The sequence below is a fragment of the Halorubrum rubrum genome, assembly GCF_024494685.1.
Classification (GTDB): domain Archaea; phylum Halobacteriota; class Halobacteria; order Halobacteriales; family Haloferacaceae; genus Halorubrum; species Halorubrum rubrum.
In genome coordinates, this window is record NZ_JANHDM010000011.1 from 41360 (window position 1) to 57288 (window position 15929).

At 70.3% G+C, this 15929-nt stretch carries 17 protein-coding genes and 1 tRNA gene; 11 read left to right on the forward strand and 7 right to left on the reverse strand.

Going from position 1 to position 15929, the window contains the following annotated elements; all coding sequences use genetic code 11:
* Positions 1-22: 22 nt before the first annotated feature.
* Positions 23-568 carry a pyruvoyl-dependent arginine decarboxylase gene (locus tag NO889_RS12370; protein ID WP_256412555.1) on the reverse strand — a complete coding sequence of 182 codons (546 nt, stop codon included), beginning with the start codon at positions 566-568 and terminating at the stop codon, positions 23-25.
* A 253-nt stretch (positions 569-821) separates the two neighbouring features.
* Positions 822-2045 carry a proteasome-activating nucleotidase Pan2 gene (gene pan2, locus NO889_RS12375; protein ID WP_256412556.1) on the reverse strand — a complete coding sequence of 408 codons (1224 nt, stop codon included), beginning with the start codon at positions 2043-2045 and terminating at the stop codon, positions 822-824.
* 229 nt (positions 2046-2274) lie between these two features.
* On the opposite strand from pan2, the gene NO889_RS12380 reads away from it, so the two are divergent.
* Positions 2275-2862 (forward strand): response regulator, encoded by a 588-nt coding sequence (locus NO889_RS12380; protein ID WP_256412557.1) that lies wholly within the window; start codon positions 2275-2277, stop codon positions 2860-2862.
* 93 nt (positions 2863-2955) lie between these two features.
* On the opposite strand, the gene NO889_RS12385 is transcribed toward NO889_RS12380, so the two are convergent.
* Positions 2956-3240 carry an amphi-Trp domain-containing protein gene (locus NO889_RS12385; RefSeq protein WP_256412558.1) on the reverse strand — a complete coding sequence of 95 codons (285 nt, stop codon included), beginning with the start codon at positions 3238-3240 and terminating at the stop codon, positions 2956-2958.
* A gap of 84 nt (positions 3241-3324) precedes the next feature.
* Here NO889_RS12385 and NO889_RS12390 point away from each other — a divergent pair, with 84 nt between their 5' ends.
* The gene (locus tag NO889_RS12390; RefSeq protein ID WP_256412559.1) at positions 3325-4389 is read left to right on the forward strand and encodes a DUF2238 domain-containing protein; all 1065 of its coding nucleotides are present in this window, start codon (positions 3325-3327) and stop codon (positions 4387-4389) included.
* On the opposite strand, the gene NO889_RS12395 is transcribed toward NO889_RS12390, so the two are convergent.
* Positions 4386-5465 carry an aminopeptidase gene (locus NO889_RS12395; RefSeq protein ID WP_256412560.1) on the reverse strand — a complete coding sequence of 360 codons (1080 nt, stop codon included), beginning with the start codon at positions 5463-5465 and terminating at the stop codon, positions 4386-4388. The two genes, NO889_RS12390 and NO889_RS12395, sit on opposite strands and share 4 nt — an antisense overlap.
* Positions 5466-5553: 88 nt before the next feature.
* Between NO889_RS12395 and NO889_RS12400 the strand changes: the two genes are divergently transcribed.
* From NO889_RS12400 to NO889_RS12430, 7 genes are all read left to right on the forward strand, one after another.
* Complete coding sequence (locus tag NO889_RS12400) at positions 5554-6516, forward strand: M48 family metallopeptidase (protein ID WP_256412561.1); 963 nt, start codon at positions 5554-5556, stop codon at positions 6514-6516.
* A gap of 117 nt (positions 6517-6633) precedes the next feature.
* Positions 6634-8022, forward strand: coding sequence for a 7,8-didemethyl-8-hydroxy-5-deazariboflavin synthase subunit CofH (gene cofH / locus NO889_RS12405; protein WP_256412562.1), 1389 nt, complete (start codon positions 6634-6636; stop codon positions 8020-8022).
* Between the two features lie 99 nt (positions 8023-8121).
* Entirely contained in the window at positions 8122-8910 is a 789-nt protein-coding gene (locus NO889_RS12410; protein ID WP_256412563.1) for an electron transfer flavoprotein subunit beta/FixA family protein, read from the forward strand.
* Positions 8910-9860 (forward strand): electron transfer flavoprotein subunit alpha/FixB family protein, encoded by a 951-nt coding sequence (locus NO889_RS12415; RefSeq protein ID WP_256412564.1) that lies wholly within the window; start codon positions 8910-8912, stop codon positions 9858-9860. The genes NO889_RS12410 and NO889_RS12415 overlap by 1 nt, the downstream gene beginning before the upstream one ends.
* Before the next feature lie 122 nt (positions 9861-9982).
* Positions 9983-10225 (forward strand): hypothetical protein, encoded by a 243-nt coding sequence (locus tag NO889_RS12420; RefSeq protein ID WP_256412565.1) that lies wholly within the window; start codon positions 9983-9985, stop codon positions 10223-10225.
* A 114-nt stretch (positions 10226-10339) separates the two neighbouring features.
* Positions 10340-11293: a DUF5995 family protein gene (locus NO889_RS12425; protein WP_256412566.1), complete on the forward strand. Its 954-nt coding sequence runs from the start codon at positions 10340-10342 to the stop codon at positions 11291-11293.
* 61 nt (positions 11294-11354) lie between these two features.
* Complete coding sequence (locus tag NO889_RS12430; protein WP_256412567.1) at positions 11355-12338, forward strand: replication factor C small subunit; 984 nt, start codon at positions 11355-11357, stop codon at positions 12336-12338.
* 21 nt (positions 12339-12359) lie between these two features.
* Here the strand turns inward: NO889_RS12430 and rnhB are convergent, their stop codons facing one another.
* Both rnhB and NO889_RS12440 read right to left on the reverse strand, forming a co-directional pair.
* Positions 12360-13019, reverse strand: a complete 660-nt coding sequence (gene rnhB, locus NO889_RS12435; RefSeq protein ID WP_256412568.1) for a ribonuclease HII — start codon at positions 13017-13019, stop codon at positions 12360-12362.
* Positions 13020-13427: 408 nt separating this feature from the next.
* Entirely contained in the window at positions 13428-13799 is a 372-nt protein-coding gene (locus NO889_RS12440; protein ID WP_066411517.1) for a 30S ribosomal protein S8e, read from the reverse strand.
* Between the two features lie 161 nt (positions 13800-13960).
* On the opposite strand from NO889_RS12440, the gene NO889_RS12445 reads away from it, so the two are divergent.
* A complete protein-coding gene (locus NO889_RS12445; RefSeq protein ID WP_256412569.1) occupies positions 13961-14344 on the forward strand; it encodes a ferredoxin in 384 nt (127 codons plus the stop codon).
* 73 nt (positions 14345-14417) lie between these two features.
* Positions 14418-14502 (forward strand) — tRNA-Leu (locus NO889_RS12450).
* Between the two features lie 402 nt (positions 14503-14904).
* On the opposite strand, the gene NO889_RS12455 is transcribed toward NO889_RS12450, so the two are convergent.
* Positions 14905-15816: a 1,4-dihydroxy-2-naphthoyl-CoA synthase gene (locus NO889_RS12455; RefSeq protein ID WP_256412570.1), complete on the reverse strand. Its 912-nt coding sequence runs from the start codon at positions 15814-15816 to the stop codon at positions 14905-14907.
* Positions 15817-15929 lie beyond the last annotated feature (113 nt).

Consider the following 15929-nt stretch of genomic DNA (forward strand, 5'->3'; position numbering starts at 1 on the left):
CGATCGTGACGACATCGGACGGTCAGAGGATCGGCTCCGACTCGCCGTACGCCGCGACGGTGACCGCCGTGGTGTACCGGTCGGGCTCGGCGGTCGCGGTCTCGACGCGAGTCTCCCGATCGACGAGGTCCCACTCGCGTAGCGACGATCCGGCGTCCAGCCCGGCGTGGATCCGATCGCGGACCGCTTCGGGGTCCTCGCCGGTCACCTCGTAGAAGATCCCCGGACCGGGTCCGGTCGCCCAGCCGAGTCCGGCGGCGACGTCCGGCCGACGCCGGGGAGCGCGCTTGTCGGCCGCGTCCTCCGCGCCCGCGCGACCGCCCTCGCGGAAGTCGACCTCGTCTCCCGGCCCGACCGTCCGGCGGGCCTCCACGACGGTGAGCGCGTTCCCCGCGGGACCGAGGTCGGGGACGGCGTCGACCGCCCGAACCGTCGCGTCCGCGGGGATCACGGAGGAGACGGCGACGAGGTTGTAGTTGTGGAGGTTCGCGTCCGCGAGCGCGGCGTCGTAGGAGGCCATCGCCGTGTCGGCGACGCCGACGCCGCCGGCGACGTGGATGGTGTTCATCGGACCGCAATCGACGCCGCTCGATGGAAGGTGTTACGAACCGGATCGTCTCGATGGAGATCCGTTACCGCTCCTTCGCTGTGGCGCGCCTCCGAGTGCCCCAACGGGGCACGAGGAGCCCGCGAGGTTGGGGAGGCGTGAGGTGCGGGGTGGGGCTTTGGAGGTAGCCTCCGCAATCGCATTCTCCAAGTCGTACAGCCGAGCGGCTGGGGGCGTTGGAGACGGGCCGCGCCGGCGACGACGGACGGCCGACTCAGTACTGGTAGTGGATGACCTGCTCGTCGGTGCCCTCGACGTCCTGGAGCTTCTCGCGGGCCCGCTCGAAGTCCTCCTGGACGACCTCGGTGCGGTCGTCGCGGATCGCGAACATCCCCGCCTCGGTCGCGATCGAGGCGATGTCCGCGCCGCTGTATCCCTCCAGATCCGCCGCGATCTCGCTCACGTCGACGTCGTCCGCGACGTTCATCTCCTGGGAGTGTATCTCGAGGATACGCTCGCGGCCCTCGACGTCGGGCTCGGGAACCTCGATGAGGCGGTCGAACCGGCCGGGACGCAGGATCGCCTCGTCGAGCATGTCGAAGCGGTTGGTGGCGGCGATGATGCGGATCTCCCCACGTTCGTCGAAGCCGTCCATCTCCGAGAGCAGCTGCATCATCGTCCGCTGGACCTCGGCGTCGCCGCTCGTCTTCGAGTCCGTCCGCTTCGAGGCGACCGCGTCGATCTCGTCGATGAAGATGACCGCGGGCTCGCGCTCCGCGGCCAGCTCGAAGAGGTCGCGGACGAGCCGGGAGCCCTCGCCGATGAACTTTCGGACCAGCTCCGAGCCGGCCATCTTGATGAACGTCGCGTCCGACTCGTTCGCGACCGCCTTCGCCAGCATCGTCTTCCCGGTTCCCGGCGGGCCGTGAAGCAGCACGCCGCTCGGCGGCTCGACGCCGACGGCCTCGAACTGCTCGGGGTTCTCGAGGGGGTCCTCGACGGCCTCGCGCACCTCGCGGATCTGCTCGTCGATCCCGCCGATGTCGGCGTACTCCACGTCGGGTGACTCCGTGACCTCCATCGCCTGCGCGCGGGAATCGGTCTCGTCGTCGAGGGTCTGCTGGATCGCGAACGAGTCGTTGATCGCGACGCGGTCGCCGGGACGGAGGTCGGCGTCCAGTCGGGTCGCCGCCTGCGTCAGCACCTCCTGGTTGTTGCCGTGCTGTTTGATGACGACGCCCTCGTCGGTGATCTCCTCGACCGAGGCGATGTACAGTGAGGACGTCTTCAACACTTCGTTCTCGCGTTTCAGCTCGTCGACGTCGGATTTGAGGTCGCCCCGGCGTCCCTGCGCGTCCTCGAGGCGGTCCTCGAGTTCGTCGTTCACATGGACGATCCGCCGGTAGTGTTGCCGGATCGCCTCGAGCCGTTCCGCCTCGCTCATCTCCGGATCGAGTTCGAGACGGGGGCGGTCCGGCAGTGAGGGGCTATGAGACATTCGTTGGCCCCGATACGGCACGCGCGTAAATGTGCCTTTGGGTCACGGCGGACCGACGGCGACATCCGGAGGGGGTTCCGCGCTCGGCCCCGGTTATCCGTCGTGATACCCGCCCGACGAGTTTTATACCACTCCCGTCCGTGGTGTCGAGCATGAGTGGACGAACCGGATCACGGCGCGGCACGTCGTCGGAGACGGAGCGGGACCGCCTCGTCGCGCCCGGTCGACCATGACCGACGGCTCGGTTCCTGGTGGTTCGTCACCCGACGGATCGACGCCGACGGTCCTCGCCGTCGACGACGAGCCCGACCTGGCCGAGCTGTACCGCGTCTACCTCGACGGCCGCTACGACGTTCGGGTCGCCACGAGCGGCGAGGGGGCCCTCGAGACGATGGACGACGACGTCGACGTGGTGCTCCTCGACCGGCGGATGCCGGACCTCTCCGGCCACGAGGTGCTCTCCGAGATCCGGGCGGCGGGGTACGACGCCCGGGTGGCGATGTTGACCGCGGTCGAGCCCGACGTCGACATCGTCGACATGCCGTTCGACGACTACAAGACCAAGCCCGTCACCCGCGAGGACCTCCTCGCGCTCGTCGAGGTGCTCTTGGAGCGCGCCGCCTTCGACGAGCGGAGCCAGCGCTTCTTCGCGCTCGCCTCGAAGAAGGCCGCGCTCGAGGCCTCCGGAGCGACGAACACCGAGGAGTACGACGACCTCGTCGAGCGGATGGAAGCGGTCCGCGCGGAGGTCGACGAGACCCTCGATCGGCTCTCGGCGGCGGACGCGTTCGCCGAGATATCGACGAACTCCTCCTGAGAGGCCGACCGGCCCGGCCGCGGGGCGAGCGGATCGGTCGCGGATCGACCGGATCGACCGCTGGGCGGTCCCGGATCCCTCCCGAGACGACTGCTACTCGATCGCGAGGTCGTTCCCGCTCCCGTCGGCGCCGCCGTCCTCGCCCCACTCGAGTTCGAACTCGACGCTCAACTCGCCGGGACCGTCGGCGGGGCCCTCCCGCTCGGCTTTCACCTCGAAGGTGGGCCGCTCGGGCGGCTCCATCGTCACCGACTGTTCGCCGCGAGTCAGCGTGATCGCGTTGCCGGACTCCAGCGAGTCGGCGACGGTTCGGAGGTACGAGGCGATCTCCTCGCGGCTGCGACGGCTCTCCGATTCGAAGAGGACTTCCTCTGGCATACCGTCCCGTTGGCGGCCTCGCCGGATAAACGTATGTGCCGGTCGCCGATCAAGGTTTAGTAGTGCGTCTGATAAATCCGAGACGTGTCCGAAACCGTCGACGCACCGGGTTCCCTCCGTCGAAACCTCCGCACACTCCCGACCCTGCTCGCGATCCCGATGGCCGTCCTCCTGTCCGCCACCCTCGTCTCCGGGACGACGACGGCCGCCGACGGACCGCCGTCGGCTCCCGTCGGGACGATAGCGCTCGCCTTCGCGGTGGTCGCGATCCCGATCGTGGCGTCGATCGCGGCCGTCGGGGCGTGGCGCAACGATCGACGGCTCCAGTGGGCGGCGACCGGCGGACTCCTGCTTCTCGGGATCGCTCCGTTCGGCGTGGTCTCCGAGGTGGTTCTGCTCGGCGTTCTCGTGCTGCTCGGACTGTTGAACACCGTTCCGGACCGCCGCTGGTACGACGTCTGGCTGGCGTTGGCGTTGCTCGTCTCGCTGTGGGGCACCGGCTCGCTTCTCGTCACGTACACGCCCGGTCACGGCGGCGTCATGGTCGTCGTCGGTGCGACGATCGTCTTCGGAGCGACGGTTTCGGTCCTCGCCGCCGGCACCGGGACGCTCGGCGAGGCTCGTCCGCCGCCCGCGACGCGGGACCACGCGGGACGGACGCCCCTGTCGTGGCTCGTTTCGGGGGTCGCGTCCGGTCCCGGATGGCGGATCGCCTGGATCGCGGTCGCCCTCCTCTCGCTTACCGTCACCGTCTTCCACTTTCTCGGGCTGGCGTGGGGGACGTACACGCGCTACTGGTTCTGGGACGCGATCACCCACTCGCTGTCCGGGTTCGGGGTCGCGGGCATCGTCTACCTGTCGCGGCCGGCGGCGTTCGCGACCCCGAGACGGCTGTTCCTGCTTCTGCCCGCGCTCGTGTTCACGATCGGTGCCGTCTTCGAGGTGTACGAGTACGCCTTCCGCGAGTTCTACGTCCGGTGGAGCTTCGAACGATACCTCACGGACACCCTCGCCGATCTGGGATACGACACGCTCGGCGCGCTGGCGTTCGCCTCCTTCCCGTACGCCCGTCTCGTCGGGATCGGGCCTCGACTGCTCGAGACGCCGACGGACGGTGATTCGACCGGGGAGTCGGACGAGGACGATTAGAACTCGTCCTCGAAGACGAACGTGCCGTCGCGCTGGACGACCTCGCCGTCGACCTCGATGACGGAGTCCTCGCTCATGTCGACGATCATGTCGACGTGTTCGGCCGACTCGTTGACGGCGTTCCCCTCGCCGACGGTGTCGGGGTACGCCGACCCGACCGCCATGTGGACGGTGTCGCCCATCTTCTCGTCGAACAGCATGTTGTAGGTGAACCGGTCGATCTGGCGGTTCATCCCGATCCCCAGTTCGCCGAGGCGGCGCGACCCCTCGTCGGTGTCGAGAATGCCGGCGAGTAAGTCCTCGTTTCGCTCGGCGGCGTGCGAGACGACCTCGCCGTCCTCGAATCGCAGCCGGACCCCCTCGATCTCACGACCGTAGCGGTACAGCGGGAGGTCGAAGTACACCTCGCCGTCGACGCCGTCGCGGACGGGCGCGGTGAACACCTCGCCGCCGGGGAGGTTCTTCTCGCCGTGATCGTTGAGCGCGGCGTTTCCGGAGACGTCGAGCGTCAGGTCCGTCTCCTCGCCCGAGCGTATCCGGACCTCGTCGGCGTCGGTCAGGATCGCCGCCATCTCCGCCTGGAACTCGCGTTGGGCCTCCCAGTCGAGCGAGACGGCGTCCCACACGAAGTCCTCGTACGCCTCGGTGCTCATCCCCGCGAGCTGGGCGTGTCCGGAGGTGGGGAACTGCGTGAGACACCACGTCTTCGAGAGCCGCGTCCGCTTGACCTCCTCCATGGCGCGATTGTACGCGGCGTTCGTCTCGGGGTCCACGTCCGCGTCCTCCGTGACGTTGCGGCCGCCGCGGGCGATCACGAACACGTCCGTCTCCTCGTAGAGGGCGCGCCGGTGGCCGGGTTCCTCGAAGCCGTCCGCGGCGCGTTTGAACGCGCGGTCCGCCCGCTTCGAGTAGTTGAGGTACACCGGGTTCGCCCCCCGGTCGCCGCAGATCTCGTGGAGCGCGACCGCGAGGTCCTCGGCCTCCTTCGGCAGTTGGATGACGACGTCGTCCCCGGCCTCGATGCCGGTCGAGTGGTTCGCGATCGTCTCCGCGTGCTCGCGTACGCGTGGGTCCATGACGATCCGCTTCTCACCCAGGGGGATTAAATCCGCTCTCTCCCGTCGCGACGCGACGGGTTTTGACCCTGCGGCCCGTAGGGGGCCCATGGTCCGGCTCGCCTTCCGGTTCGCGACGGCGACGGTCGGCGTCGTTCTCCTCGCGGGGTACCTCGCGGCGGCGCTCGTCGTCCTCCGGACGCTCCGCGCGCTCTGGGCGCTTCGGCCGGGAACCGTCGAACTGGTCGTCCTGCTCGTCGCCGCCGCGCTCGGGTCCGCGTACCTGAGCTACCGGTTCGGGACGGCGCGACTGCTCGACGCCGTCGACGCCGACCCGATCCCCCGTTCGCGCGCTCCGGAGCTCCACCGCCGGATCGACGCGCTCGTCTCCCGGATGGACGTCGACCGGCCGACGCTGTACGTCGCGGACGCCCGCGCGCCGAACGCGTTCGCGGTCGGCGGGGCCGGCGGCGGCGCGCTCGTGATCGACCGGTCGCTCTTCCGGCTGTTGTCGCCGCCCGAACTCGAGGGGATCCTCGCACACGAGCTCGCGCACCTCGAGACGCGGGACGGGCTCGCGGCCGCGATGATCGACGGCCTCGCGCGGACCGCCGTCGGCCTCGTCGCGCTCGCGACGCTTCCCGCCCTGCTGGCGCTGTCGGGGCTCGCGGGCGGGTCGGCGTGGATCCGCGGGCGACCCGGCGACCGCTCGGGGGTCTTCGCGCGGCTCCATCGCCTCCTCGCCGGGGGGCTCGTCGCCGGGTTCGTCCTCGCGACGCTGCTCGCGCGCACCCGCTCACGCAGGCGGGAGTTCGCGGCCGACGACCGGGCGGCGGAGGTGACCGGCGATCCGCTCGCGCTGGCTCGGGCGCTGCGTCGGATCGAGCGCGCGACCGATCCCACCTGGCCGTTCGCGCCGCTTTCGACCCACCGCGACACCGGCGACCCGATCGAGCGCTGGCTCTCGACGCACCCGCCGACCGCCGACCGGATCCGGCGGCTTCGGGAACGCGCCGGAGCGGAGTCCGACCGGCGCGGCCGCGAGGGGTGGACCGGCGTGCCGGTTCGGTGAGCGGGCGGCGGTCGGGGACGTGGTCGGCGGCGACCGGGGGTGCCGTGACCGCTGTCGCTCCGAACGCGGCTCCCGTGACCGCCCCGTTTTTATTCGTGGGGCGGGGACGGTAGGGGGATGACGACGGAGCCCGACCTGGACCCGAACGACTTCGGCTTCGCCGAGCCGGCGACCGACCAGTCGTTCGAGAACGCCCTCGCGAAGGCCCGCGACGGGATCCGGCTCTCCGTCGACGACGCGACCGAGCTGCTCGCGACCGGCACGGACCGCGAGGGGATCGACCCGGTCCGCAAGGAGGCGGTGCTGGAGGCCGCCGACCGCCGCCGCGCCGAGGAGGTCGGCGACGAGGTCACCTTCGTCGCCAACCTCAACAACAACGTCACCACCGCCTGTAACACCGGCTGTCTGTTCTGTAACTTCAAGGACTCCGCACACGCCTTCGAGGCCGACAGCGACGTCGACCACGCGGGGTTCACGAAGCTGCCGGCGGAGTCGCGAGCGGTGGTCGAGGACGCCCTCTCGATGGGGATCTACGAGGTGTGTTCGGTCTCGGGGCTCCATCCCGCGTTCGCGCTGAACGACGAGCACCACGAGATCCTCGCCGCTCACGACGACCCCGCGAGCGCGGTGAACTACAAGCCGCCCGAGGCGTACGCGACCGATCCGGGAACCTACCTCGAGCAGATGGCCGCGATGTCGGTCGGCGGCGTCCACCTCCACTCGATGACGCCCGAGGAGGCCTATCACGCGAGGCGGGGGACCGACTGGAGCTACGAGTCCGTCTACCGCGAACTGGCCGACGCGGGACTCGACTCCGCGCCCGGCACGGCCGCCGAGATCCTCGTCGACGAGGTGCGCGACGTGATCTGTCCGGGGAAGATCCGCACCGACGACTGGGTCGACGCGATGGCGGGTGCGGTGGCCGCGGGGCTCGACGTGACCTCGACGATGATGTACGGCCACGTCGAGACCGTCGAGCACCGCGCGAAACACCTGTCGGTGATCCGCGACCTCCAGGACCGGACCGGCGGGATCACGGAGTTCGTGCCGCTGTCGTTCATCCATCGGAACACCCCGCTGTACCGGCAGGGCGTCGTCGACTCCGGCCCCTCCCGTGACGAGGACGAGCTCGTCGTCGCCGTCGCCCGGCTCTTCCTCGACAACGTCGAGCACGTCCAGGCGTCGTGGGTGAAATCCGGCGACGCACACGGGCTCAAACTCCTCAACTGCGGCGCGGACGACTTCATGGGGACGATCCTCTCTGAGGAGATCACGAAGCGCGCGGGCGGCGAGTACGGCGAGTACCGCTCGTTCGACGACTACGTCGAGATGATCACGGCGATCGGCCGGACCCCCGTCGAGCGGTCGACCGACTACCGCACGCGCCGGCGGATCGACCCCGACGACGCCCCGCACGGGCCGCGGCTCGGCCCCCGCGCCGACGGCACCCCGATGCTCCCGAGCCGGACGGGGGGCGACGGCGACCCCGCGAGCGCGGACGACTGAGCAGGCCCCGGATCGGAATCGCTCCCCGCCGGCGAGCGTCGGCGTCGCGGCGGGACGCGTTCCGAAAACCATTACACCACGACCCCCGGAGGAACGTCCATGAAAGTCCTCGTGACCGTGAAGGAGGTCGGAGTGGCCGACGACGACTTCGAGATCGAGGGGACCGACATCGCGGCGTCGGACCTCGAGTACGATCTCAACGAGTGGGACGACTACGCCGTCGAGGCGGGCGTCCAGCTCGCGGAGGCCGGGATCGCGGACGAAGTCGTCGCCGTCACGATCGGGCCCGAGCGCGCCGAGGAGACGATTCGGATGGCCCTCGCGAAGGGTGCCGACCGCGCGGTCCGGGTGTGGGACGACGCCTTCGAGGGATCGTTCGCCGACGTCGCCTCGAAGGTGGACGTCTTCGAGGCGATCGTCGACGAGGAGGAACCGGACCTCGTCCTGAGCGGCGTCCAGGCGGCCGACACCGCCTTCGGCGCGACCGGCGTCGCGCTCGCCGAGCGGATCGGCTTCGACCACGCCGCCGTCGTCAACGACCTCGACCTCGACGCCGAGGCGGGGGTCGCGAACGTCCACCGCGAGCTGGAGGGCGGGATCGAGGAGCTGACGGAGGTCGACCTGCCCGCCGTGTTGACCGTCCAGACCGGGCTCAACGAGCCGCGGTACGCCAGCCTTCGGGGGATCCGACAGGCGCAGCGCAAGGAGATCGCCGCGACGGACCTCGCCGACCTCGGGCTCTCCCCCGCCGACGTCGAGAGCGCGCTGACGCTGACGGAGATGTACGAGCCCGAGAGCGAGTCCGACGCGGAGCTCATCGAGGGCGACGCCGGCGAGGCCGCGGGTCGCCTTGCCGAGGTCCTGCGCGAGAAGGGGGTGGACGCGTGATGAGCGACGTGCTCGTCGTCTCCGAACACCGCCGCGGGGAGCTTCGCGACGTCTCGCTCGAGCTGCTCACCGCCGGCCGGGAGCTGGCGGACGCCCTCGGCGGGGACCTCCACGTCGCCGTCGTCGCCGGCGACGTCGAGCGGTTCGCCGACGATCTGAACCGGCCGGGCGTCGACCGGATCCACGCCGTCGCGAACGGCGAGGAGTTCGACCACACCGTCTACGCGGCCGCCGTCGACGCGCTCGTGGAGACGATCGACCCGACCGCCGTGCTCGCGCCCAACTCCGTCAACGGCCTCGACTACGCACCCGCGGTCGCGGAGCGGCTGGACCTCCCGCTCGTCACCGACGTGCTCGGCTTCGAGTACGACGACGACGGCCTGACGGTGACCCGCGAGATGTACGGCTCGAAGGTGGAGACGAGCGTCGCCGTCGAGGGCGACCGCTTCTGTCTCACGATGCGGGGCGGCGAGTTCGCCCCCGCCGAGGGCGTCGGCGACGCCGAGGTGGAGTCCGTCGACGTCGAGACACCCGAGTCGGGCGCGCGCGTCAAGGGCTTCGAGGAGGTCGGCGGCGGCGACGTCGACATCGCGGACGCGGACGTGCTCGTCTCCGTCGGGCGCGGGATCGGCGAGGAGGAGAACCTCGAGCTCGTCGAGGACCTCGCCGACGCGCTCGGCGCGACCCTCTCCTCCTCGCGACCGATCGTCGACAACGGGTGGCTCCCGAAGAACCGACAGGTCGGCCAGAGCGGGAAGGTCGTCACCCCCGACGTGTACATCGCGGTCGGCATCTCCGGGGCGGTCCAGCACGTCGCCGGGATGAAGGGCTCCGACACCATCGTCGCGATCAACACCGACCCGAACGCGCCCATCTTCGACATCGCCGACTACGGGATCGTCGGGGACCTCTTCGACGTCGTCCCCGAGCTCGTCGCCGAGTTCGAGTGAGGCCGGCGCGGACGGACCCGACGAACCGTATCGGCGGCCCGTGTCGGCGGCCCGCGGCGAAGCGCGTCTCGTTCTTTCCTCTCGACGAAAGCCCTATACTCCCCGTCGCAGATCCCTTGGGTATGCCACATGTTCGGGGGACGATCCACGGGGTCGCGGCGATGGTGACGCTCGTCGTCGGGTCGGTGCTGACGAACACGATCCGGGCGGAGTTCGAACTGTTCGCGCAGCTCGCTGCGACGACGACGCGGCTCCTCGTCGACGTCGCCGGCCTGCCGATCTCCGAGGAGGTCGCCGAGGTCGTCGTTCCCGTCGGGGTGCTGATGGGCGTCTGGGTGTTCGCCTACGAGCTCCAGCGGCTCTGACGGGACACCGGCGGCCGGAGCCGCGACCGCCACCGCCGCCAGCGTTTTCGCGTCCGGCCGTGTATCCGACGTCGAGGACGGTTCTCGTCATCACGTCACGATCTCTCACATCACATGCTTCCCATCCGCGCCACGGTCCCGACGACCGCCGAACTTCGGGCGCTACTCGCCGCCTACAGGCGGTCGACCGACGTGGACGCCGAGGCGCTCGCCGCGGAACTCGACGACGAGCCGGACGCGACGCTGCTCGATCCGCTCGCCGAGCCGTTCGCCTCCGTGGCGGACGTCGCGGACCGGCTGACTCGAACCGAGGCGTACCTCCGCGAGCGCGACGACCGCCGCGCGGTGTTCCTCACGGTGTACGCCCGGATGACGAGAGCGGTCGGGGACGCGATCGAGGCCGACTTCTTCGCCGACGACGAGTGGGTCGAGGCGTACCTCGTCGCGTTCGCGGAGCGGTACCGGCGGGCGCTCGTCGCCTTCGAGCGCCGCGAGTTCGACGCGCTTCCCCGCGCGTGGCTGTTGGGGTTCGCGGCCGCGGTCCGCGGGGAGGGGCTCGTCCTCCAGGACGCCCTCTCGGGGATCAACGCCCACATCACCTACGACCTCACGTACACGCTTCGGGACGTGGGGATCGACCCGGACCGCGGCCGCAAGCGGACGGACCACGACCGGATCAACGCAGTCCTCGCCCGCCTCGTCGCGGCGGTCCAGGAGGCGCTCGTCGCGGTGTACGACGCCGCGGGCGTCGCCGCCGCGGAGGCGCTTTTCAGCCCGATCGACGACCGACTGATGCTCCTCGGACTGGAGGGAAGCCGGGAGTTCGCGTGGCGCAACGCCGTGCTGCTCGCCGACCTGCCGGCGTGGCTCGGCGAGCGGTACGTCGGCTGGCGGACCCGAACCGCCTCGACCGGGGCCGCCGCGATCGTTCTCGCGCCGCGGATCGACCCGGAGACGCGCAGCGCGCTGAAGGAGGCCGAAGACGACGTGTTGACGCTGACCGCGTTCCGCGACGAACTCGAACGACGGCTGCCCCCGCCGGTGCCGGACGAGCGAGCGGACGAGTGACCGACCGCCCGCCGTCGGGTTCTCGGTTCGTTTATCACCCCGCCGACCCCTCGATCCGTGTATGAGCGAGGGGTCTTCGCCGGCGGCGACCGCGACGGGACGCGAGATCTGGATCGAGAAGTACCGACCGCAGACGCTCGAGGACGTCCACGGCCAGGAGGAGATCGTCGAGCGGCTCCAGAGCTACATCGACCAGGACGACGTCCCCCATCTTCTTTTCAGTGGTCCTGCCGGTGTAGGAAAGACGACCGCAGCGACCGCCATCGCCCGCGAGATATACGGCGAGGACAACTGGCGGGGGAACTTCCTCGAGCTCAACGCCTCCGACCAGCGCGGCATCGACGTGGTCCGCGACCGGATCAAGGGGTTCGCCCGGTCGTCGTTCGGCGGCGACTTCCGGATCGTGTTTCTCGACGAGGCGGACTCGCTCACCGATGACGCCCAAGCAGCGCTCCGCCGCACGATGGAGCAGTTCTCAGACAACACCCGCTTCATCCTCTCGTGTAACTACTCCTCGAAGATCATCGACCCGATCCAGTCGCGGTGTGCGGTCTTCCGCTTCTCCCCCCTTTCCGACGAGGCGATCGCCGCCCAGACCCGCGAGATCGCCGCCGCGGAGGGGATCGAGGTGACCGACGCCGGCGTCGACGCGCTCGTCTACGCCGCCGACGGCGACATGCGCCGGGCGATCAACTCGCTTCAGGCCGCGGCGACGACCGGGGAGGTGGTCGACGAGGAGGCGGTGTACGCGATCACGGCGACCGCCCGCCCGGAGGAGATCGAGTCGATGGTGACGGACGCGCTGGCGGGCGATTTCACCAAGGCGCGCGCGACGCTCGACACCCTGCTCACGGACACCGGGATGGCCGGCGGCGACGTGATAGACCAGCTCCACCGCTCGGTGTGGGACTTCGACCTCCACGAGCGCGAGGCGGTCCGGCTGATGGAGCGGATCGGCGAGACAGACTACCGGATCGCCGAGGGCGCGAACGAGCAGGTCCAACTCGAGGCGCTGTTGGCGGCGCTGGCGCTGCGCGAAGCGTAGGAGCGCGGCGTAGAGACGAGATCAGAACTCGTCGAGCCCCGACTGCTCGGCGGCCGCGAGCGCGTCCGCGCACGTCGACCACGACCGCCGGGCGTGCGGCGGGACGTCGCCGTGGTCGGCGACGTACGCGCGGAGGAACGCCCGCGTCGTCGGGTCGCTCGGGTAGCCGCTGCCGACGCCGTCGTAGTCGGGGTACGCCGCGTCGATGGCGGCGACCCGCGCGTCGCGGGCCACCTTCGCGACGACGCTCGCCGCGCCGACGACGGGGTCGGACTCGTCCGCGCCGTGGGCGGCGTCGACGTCGACGGATTCGACGGGTTCGGGGTCGGCCACGAACTCGCGAAGCCGCCGCGCGAACCGCTCCTCGGAGGTGTCGCCCGCGTCGGCGACGACGCGGTCGCCGGCCCGCACCACCGCTCGCACCGCCCGCGCCTGCCCGCGGACCGTGAGCGTGTTCATGTCCGTGTCGGGCGCGTCGATCTCCGCGGTCTCGACGGTCGCGACCGCGACGTCGACCGCGCCCGCGCGGAGTTCCGCCGCGATCGCCTCCCGTCGCTCGGGGGCGACGCGCTTCGAGTCGTCGACGTCGGCCGGCAGGCTCTCCGGGTCCGCGCGCACCGCCGCGGCGACCATCGGCCCGAGCACGGGCCCCTTGCCGGCCTCGTCGACGCCGACGTACACGACCGGATCGGGGGATGGGAGGGACAAATAGCTTGAGATCGGTCGGCCGAATGGTCGTCGGGGCGGTCGGCGCGCCTCCGAGCGCCCAACGGCCGCGAGGAGCCCGCGAGGGAGTCGGTCGGCCGGAGCAAAGCGGAGGGCGACCGACGAGGCTGGGGAGGCGTGAGGTGCGGGGCGGTGTAGGGTGGGGTTCAAAGGGGCAGCCGGCGGCTCCGCCGCCGGCGACACTGGAAGGAGCGAACGACGTGAGCGACTGAAGCGCGCAACGAGCGTGCGTCCGCCTCCCGGCTGGGGCTTTGGTGGTGTTCACCGCGCCAGCAGCTCACCACGCTTGGAGCCCGGATCGGTGATGACGGTCGAGACTACGGCCTCACGAGAGCGAAAAAACGGACACCGAGGAAATCGACTCTACTCGATCAGGACGGCGTTGACCTGGCCGGTCTGGCCGGGTCGGGAGGTGACGCGGGCGCGTCCCTCGCTCGTCTCGATGACGGCACCCTTGGTGACGATGTTCCGGCGGACGTAGTTGACGTTCGAGGGGTTCTCGACGACGTCCTCGATGTCGGCTTCGACGACCTCGTCGCCGTCGGCGACCTGCGCGACGTTCGTCGCGAGCGCGCGAACCTTTCGCTCGTTGCCGCGGGAGTCGATGTACTGAACGCGGGTCTCGCCGACCGTCGTCTCGGCGGGCTCGCGGCCGAGCTGGTGGCGCTTCTTGTTCGAGGCGTGCTTCAGTCGGCCGCCGGTTCGCTTGCGCGTGGAGCGTCCCTGGTCTTTCATGTCCCTACGAACAGCCAGCGAATACTTGAACCGTTCGACTCCGGACGAGCGGCGTCTCGCGGCCGATCCGGACCGATTCGGACCGCGCCGGGAGACGCCAGGGGAGCGTCGAGGCCGACGCGACCGACAGACGAAAGTCCCGCCGTCACCGATCGGCAGGTATGAGCGACGCGCGCGGGACCGAACCCGACGAGGCCGACGGAGAGGACGGAAGCGACGACGGCGTCCTCGCTGCGAGCGACCTCGGCGGCGAGGGGCCGCCGATCGAGGAGAAACCGTACAAGATCGTCTTCGAGGCGAACAAGTGCTTCGGCGCGGGCAAGTGCGCGGAGGTCGCCGACAACTGGGAGATGGACGTGATGAGCGGGATGGCGAAGCCGCGGACCTACTACATCGGGGAGGAGGACTTGGCCGAGAACGTCCGGGCAGCCGAGGTGTGTCCGGCCAAGAAGGAGCGCGGCGTCATCCACGTCGTCGACCGGCGGACGGACGAGGAGATCGCACCGAACCCGCACGGCGACGGGACGCTGTCGGTCGATTGGTAGCGGGACGAGCCGGCGGGATCCCCACGCCGGCTTCCGAAAGGGGTTTGACCCCGCCGGCGGTACCCGGATCCGCGCGGGGGTGGCTGAGCCTGGCCAAAAGCGGCGGACTTAAGATCCGCTCCTGTAGAGGTTCGAGGGTTCGAATCCCTTCCCCCGCATGCCTGCGGCGAGCAACTCGCGAGCCGCAGGTATCTGATCAGAAGGGTTCGAACCCAGAAAGTCGCAGCCCGGACCGGCGAGCGGAGCGAGCCGCATGCCCGGACCGTCTTTCGTTGGTTCGAATCCCTTCCCCCGCATGCCTGCGGCGAGCAATCCGTGAGCGACGGGGCCGGAACACGGCGGACGAAGCCCCGGCTTCTCGGACGTAGATCGTTGCTGGCACAGTGAACACTTTCAAAGCCCCACCCGCCCCGCACAGCCCCGCACCTCACCCCTCCCCAGCCTCGCGGTTCGCGCTCTTCGAGCGCTCACCGCGTCCCTCGCACGCGCTCCTCGCGGCCTCCGGCCGCTCGGAGGCGCGCGCCACCGCGGCGGAACGCGTGACAAGTCGTGACGTTCGATTAGTAGTGCCAGGGGTAGTCGTCGAACTCGGGCTCACGCTTCTCGAGGAAGGCGTCTCTCCCCTCCTGGGCCTCCTCGGTCATGTACGCGAGCCGGGTGGCCTCGCCCGCGAACACCTGCTGGCCGACCATCCCGTCGTCGGTCAGGTTGAACGCGTACTTCAGCATGCGCATCGCGGTGGGCGACTTGCTCGTCATCTCCTCGGCCCACTCCAGGGCGACCGACTCCAGGTCCTCGTGTGAGACCGCCTCGTTGGCCATCCCCATGTCGACGGCCTCCGCCGCGGAGTAGGTCTTCCCGCGGAAGAACACCTCTCGGGCCTTCTTCTGGCCGACCTGCTTGGCGAGGTAGGCGGAGCCGAACCCGCCGTCGAATGAGGCCACGTCGGGGTCGGTCTGGAGGAACTTCGCGTGCTCGTCGCTCGCGAGCGTGAGGTCACAGACGACGTGAAGCGAGTGGCCGCCGCCGACCGCCCAGCCGGGGACGACCGCGACCACCGGTTTCGGCATGAACCGGATCAGCCGCTGGACCTCGAGGACGTGGAGCCGGCCGGCCTTCGCCTCGCGCACGAGCGGGTCGTCCGCCTCGCCCGCCTCGTCGTCGTCGCGGTACTCGTAACCGGAGCCGCCCCGCACGGACTGGTCGCCGCCGGCGCAGAACGCCCAGCCGCCGTCCTTCTCCGAGGGGCCGTTGCCCGTGAGGAGGACGCAGCCGACGTCGGCCTGCTTGCGGGCGTGGTCGAGCGCGGCGTACAGCTCGTCGACGGTCCCCGGGCGGAACGCGTTGCGGACCTCGGGGCGGTCGAACGCGATCCGGACGACCGGCGCGTCGCGGGCGCGGTGGTACGTCACGTCCTCGAACTCGTCCGTGACCGGCTCCCACGCGTCGGGGTCGAAGATCTCCGAGACCATGTCGGAGGGTCGGGCGGCGGCGACATAAACGGGGGCGAGTCGAGGCGGGAGGATCGACGGCGGGCCGATCGACCTCCGGGACCGGCAATGCTTACGCCTATCGGGGACGCGGC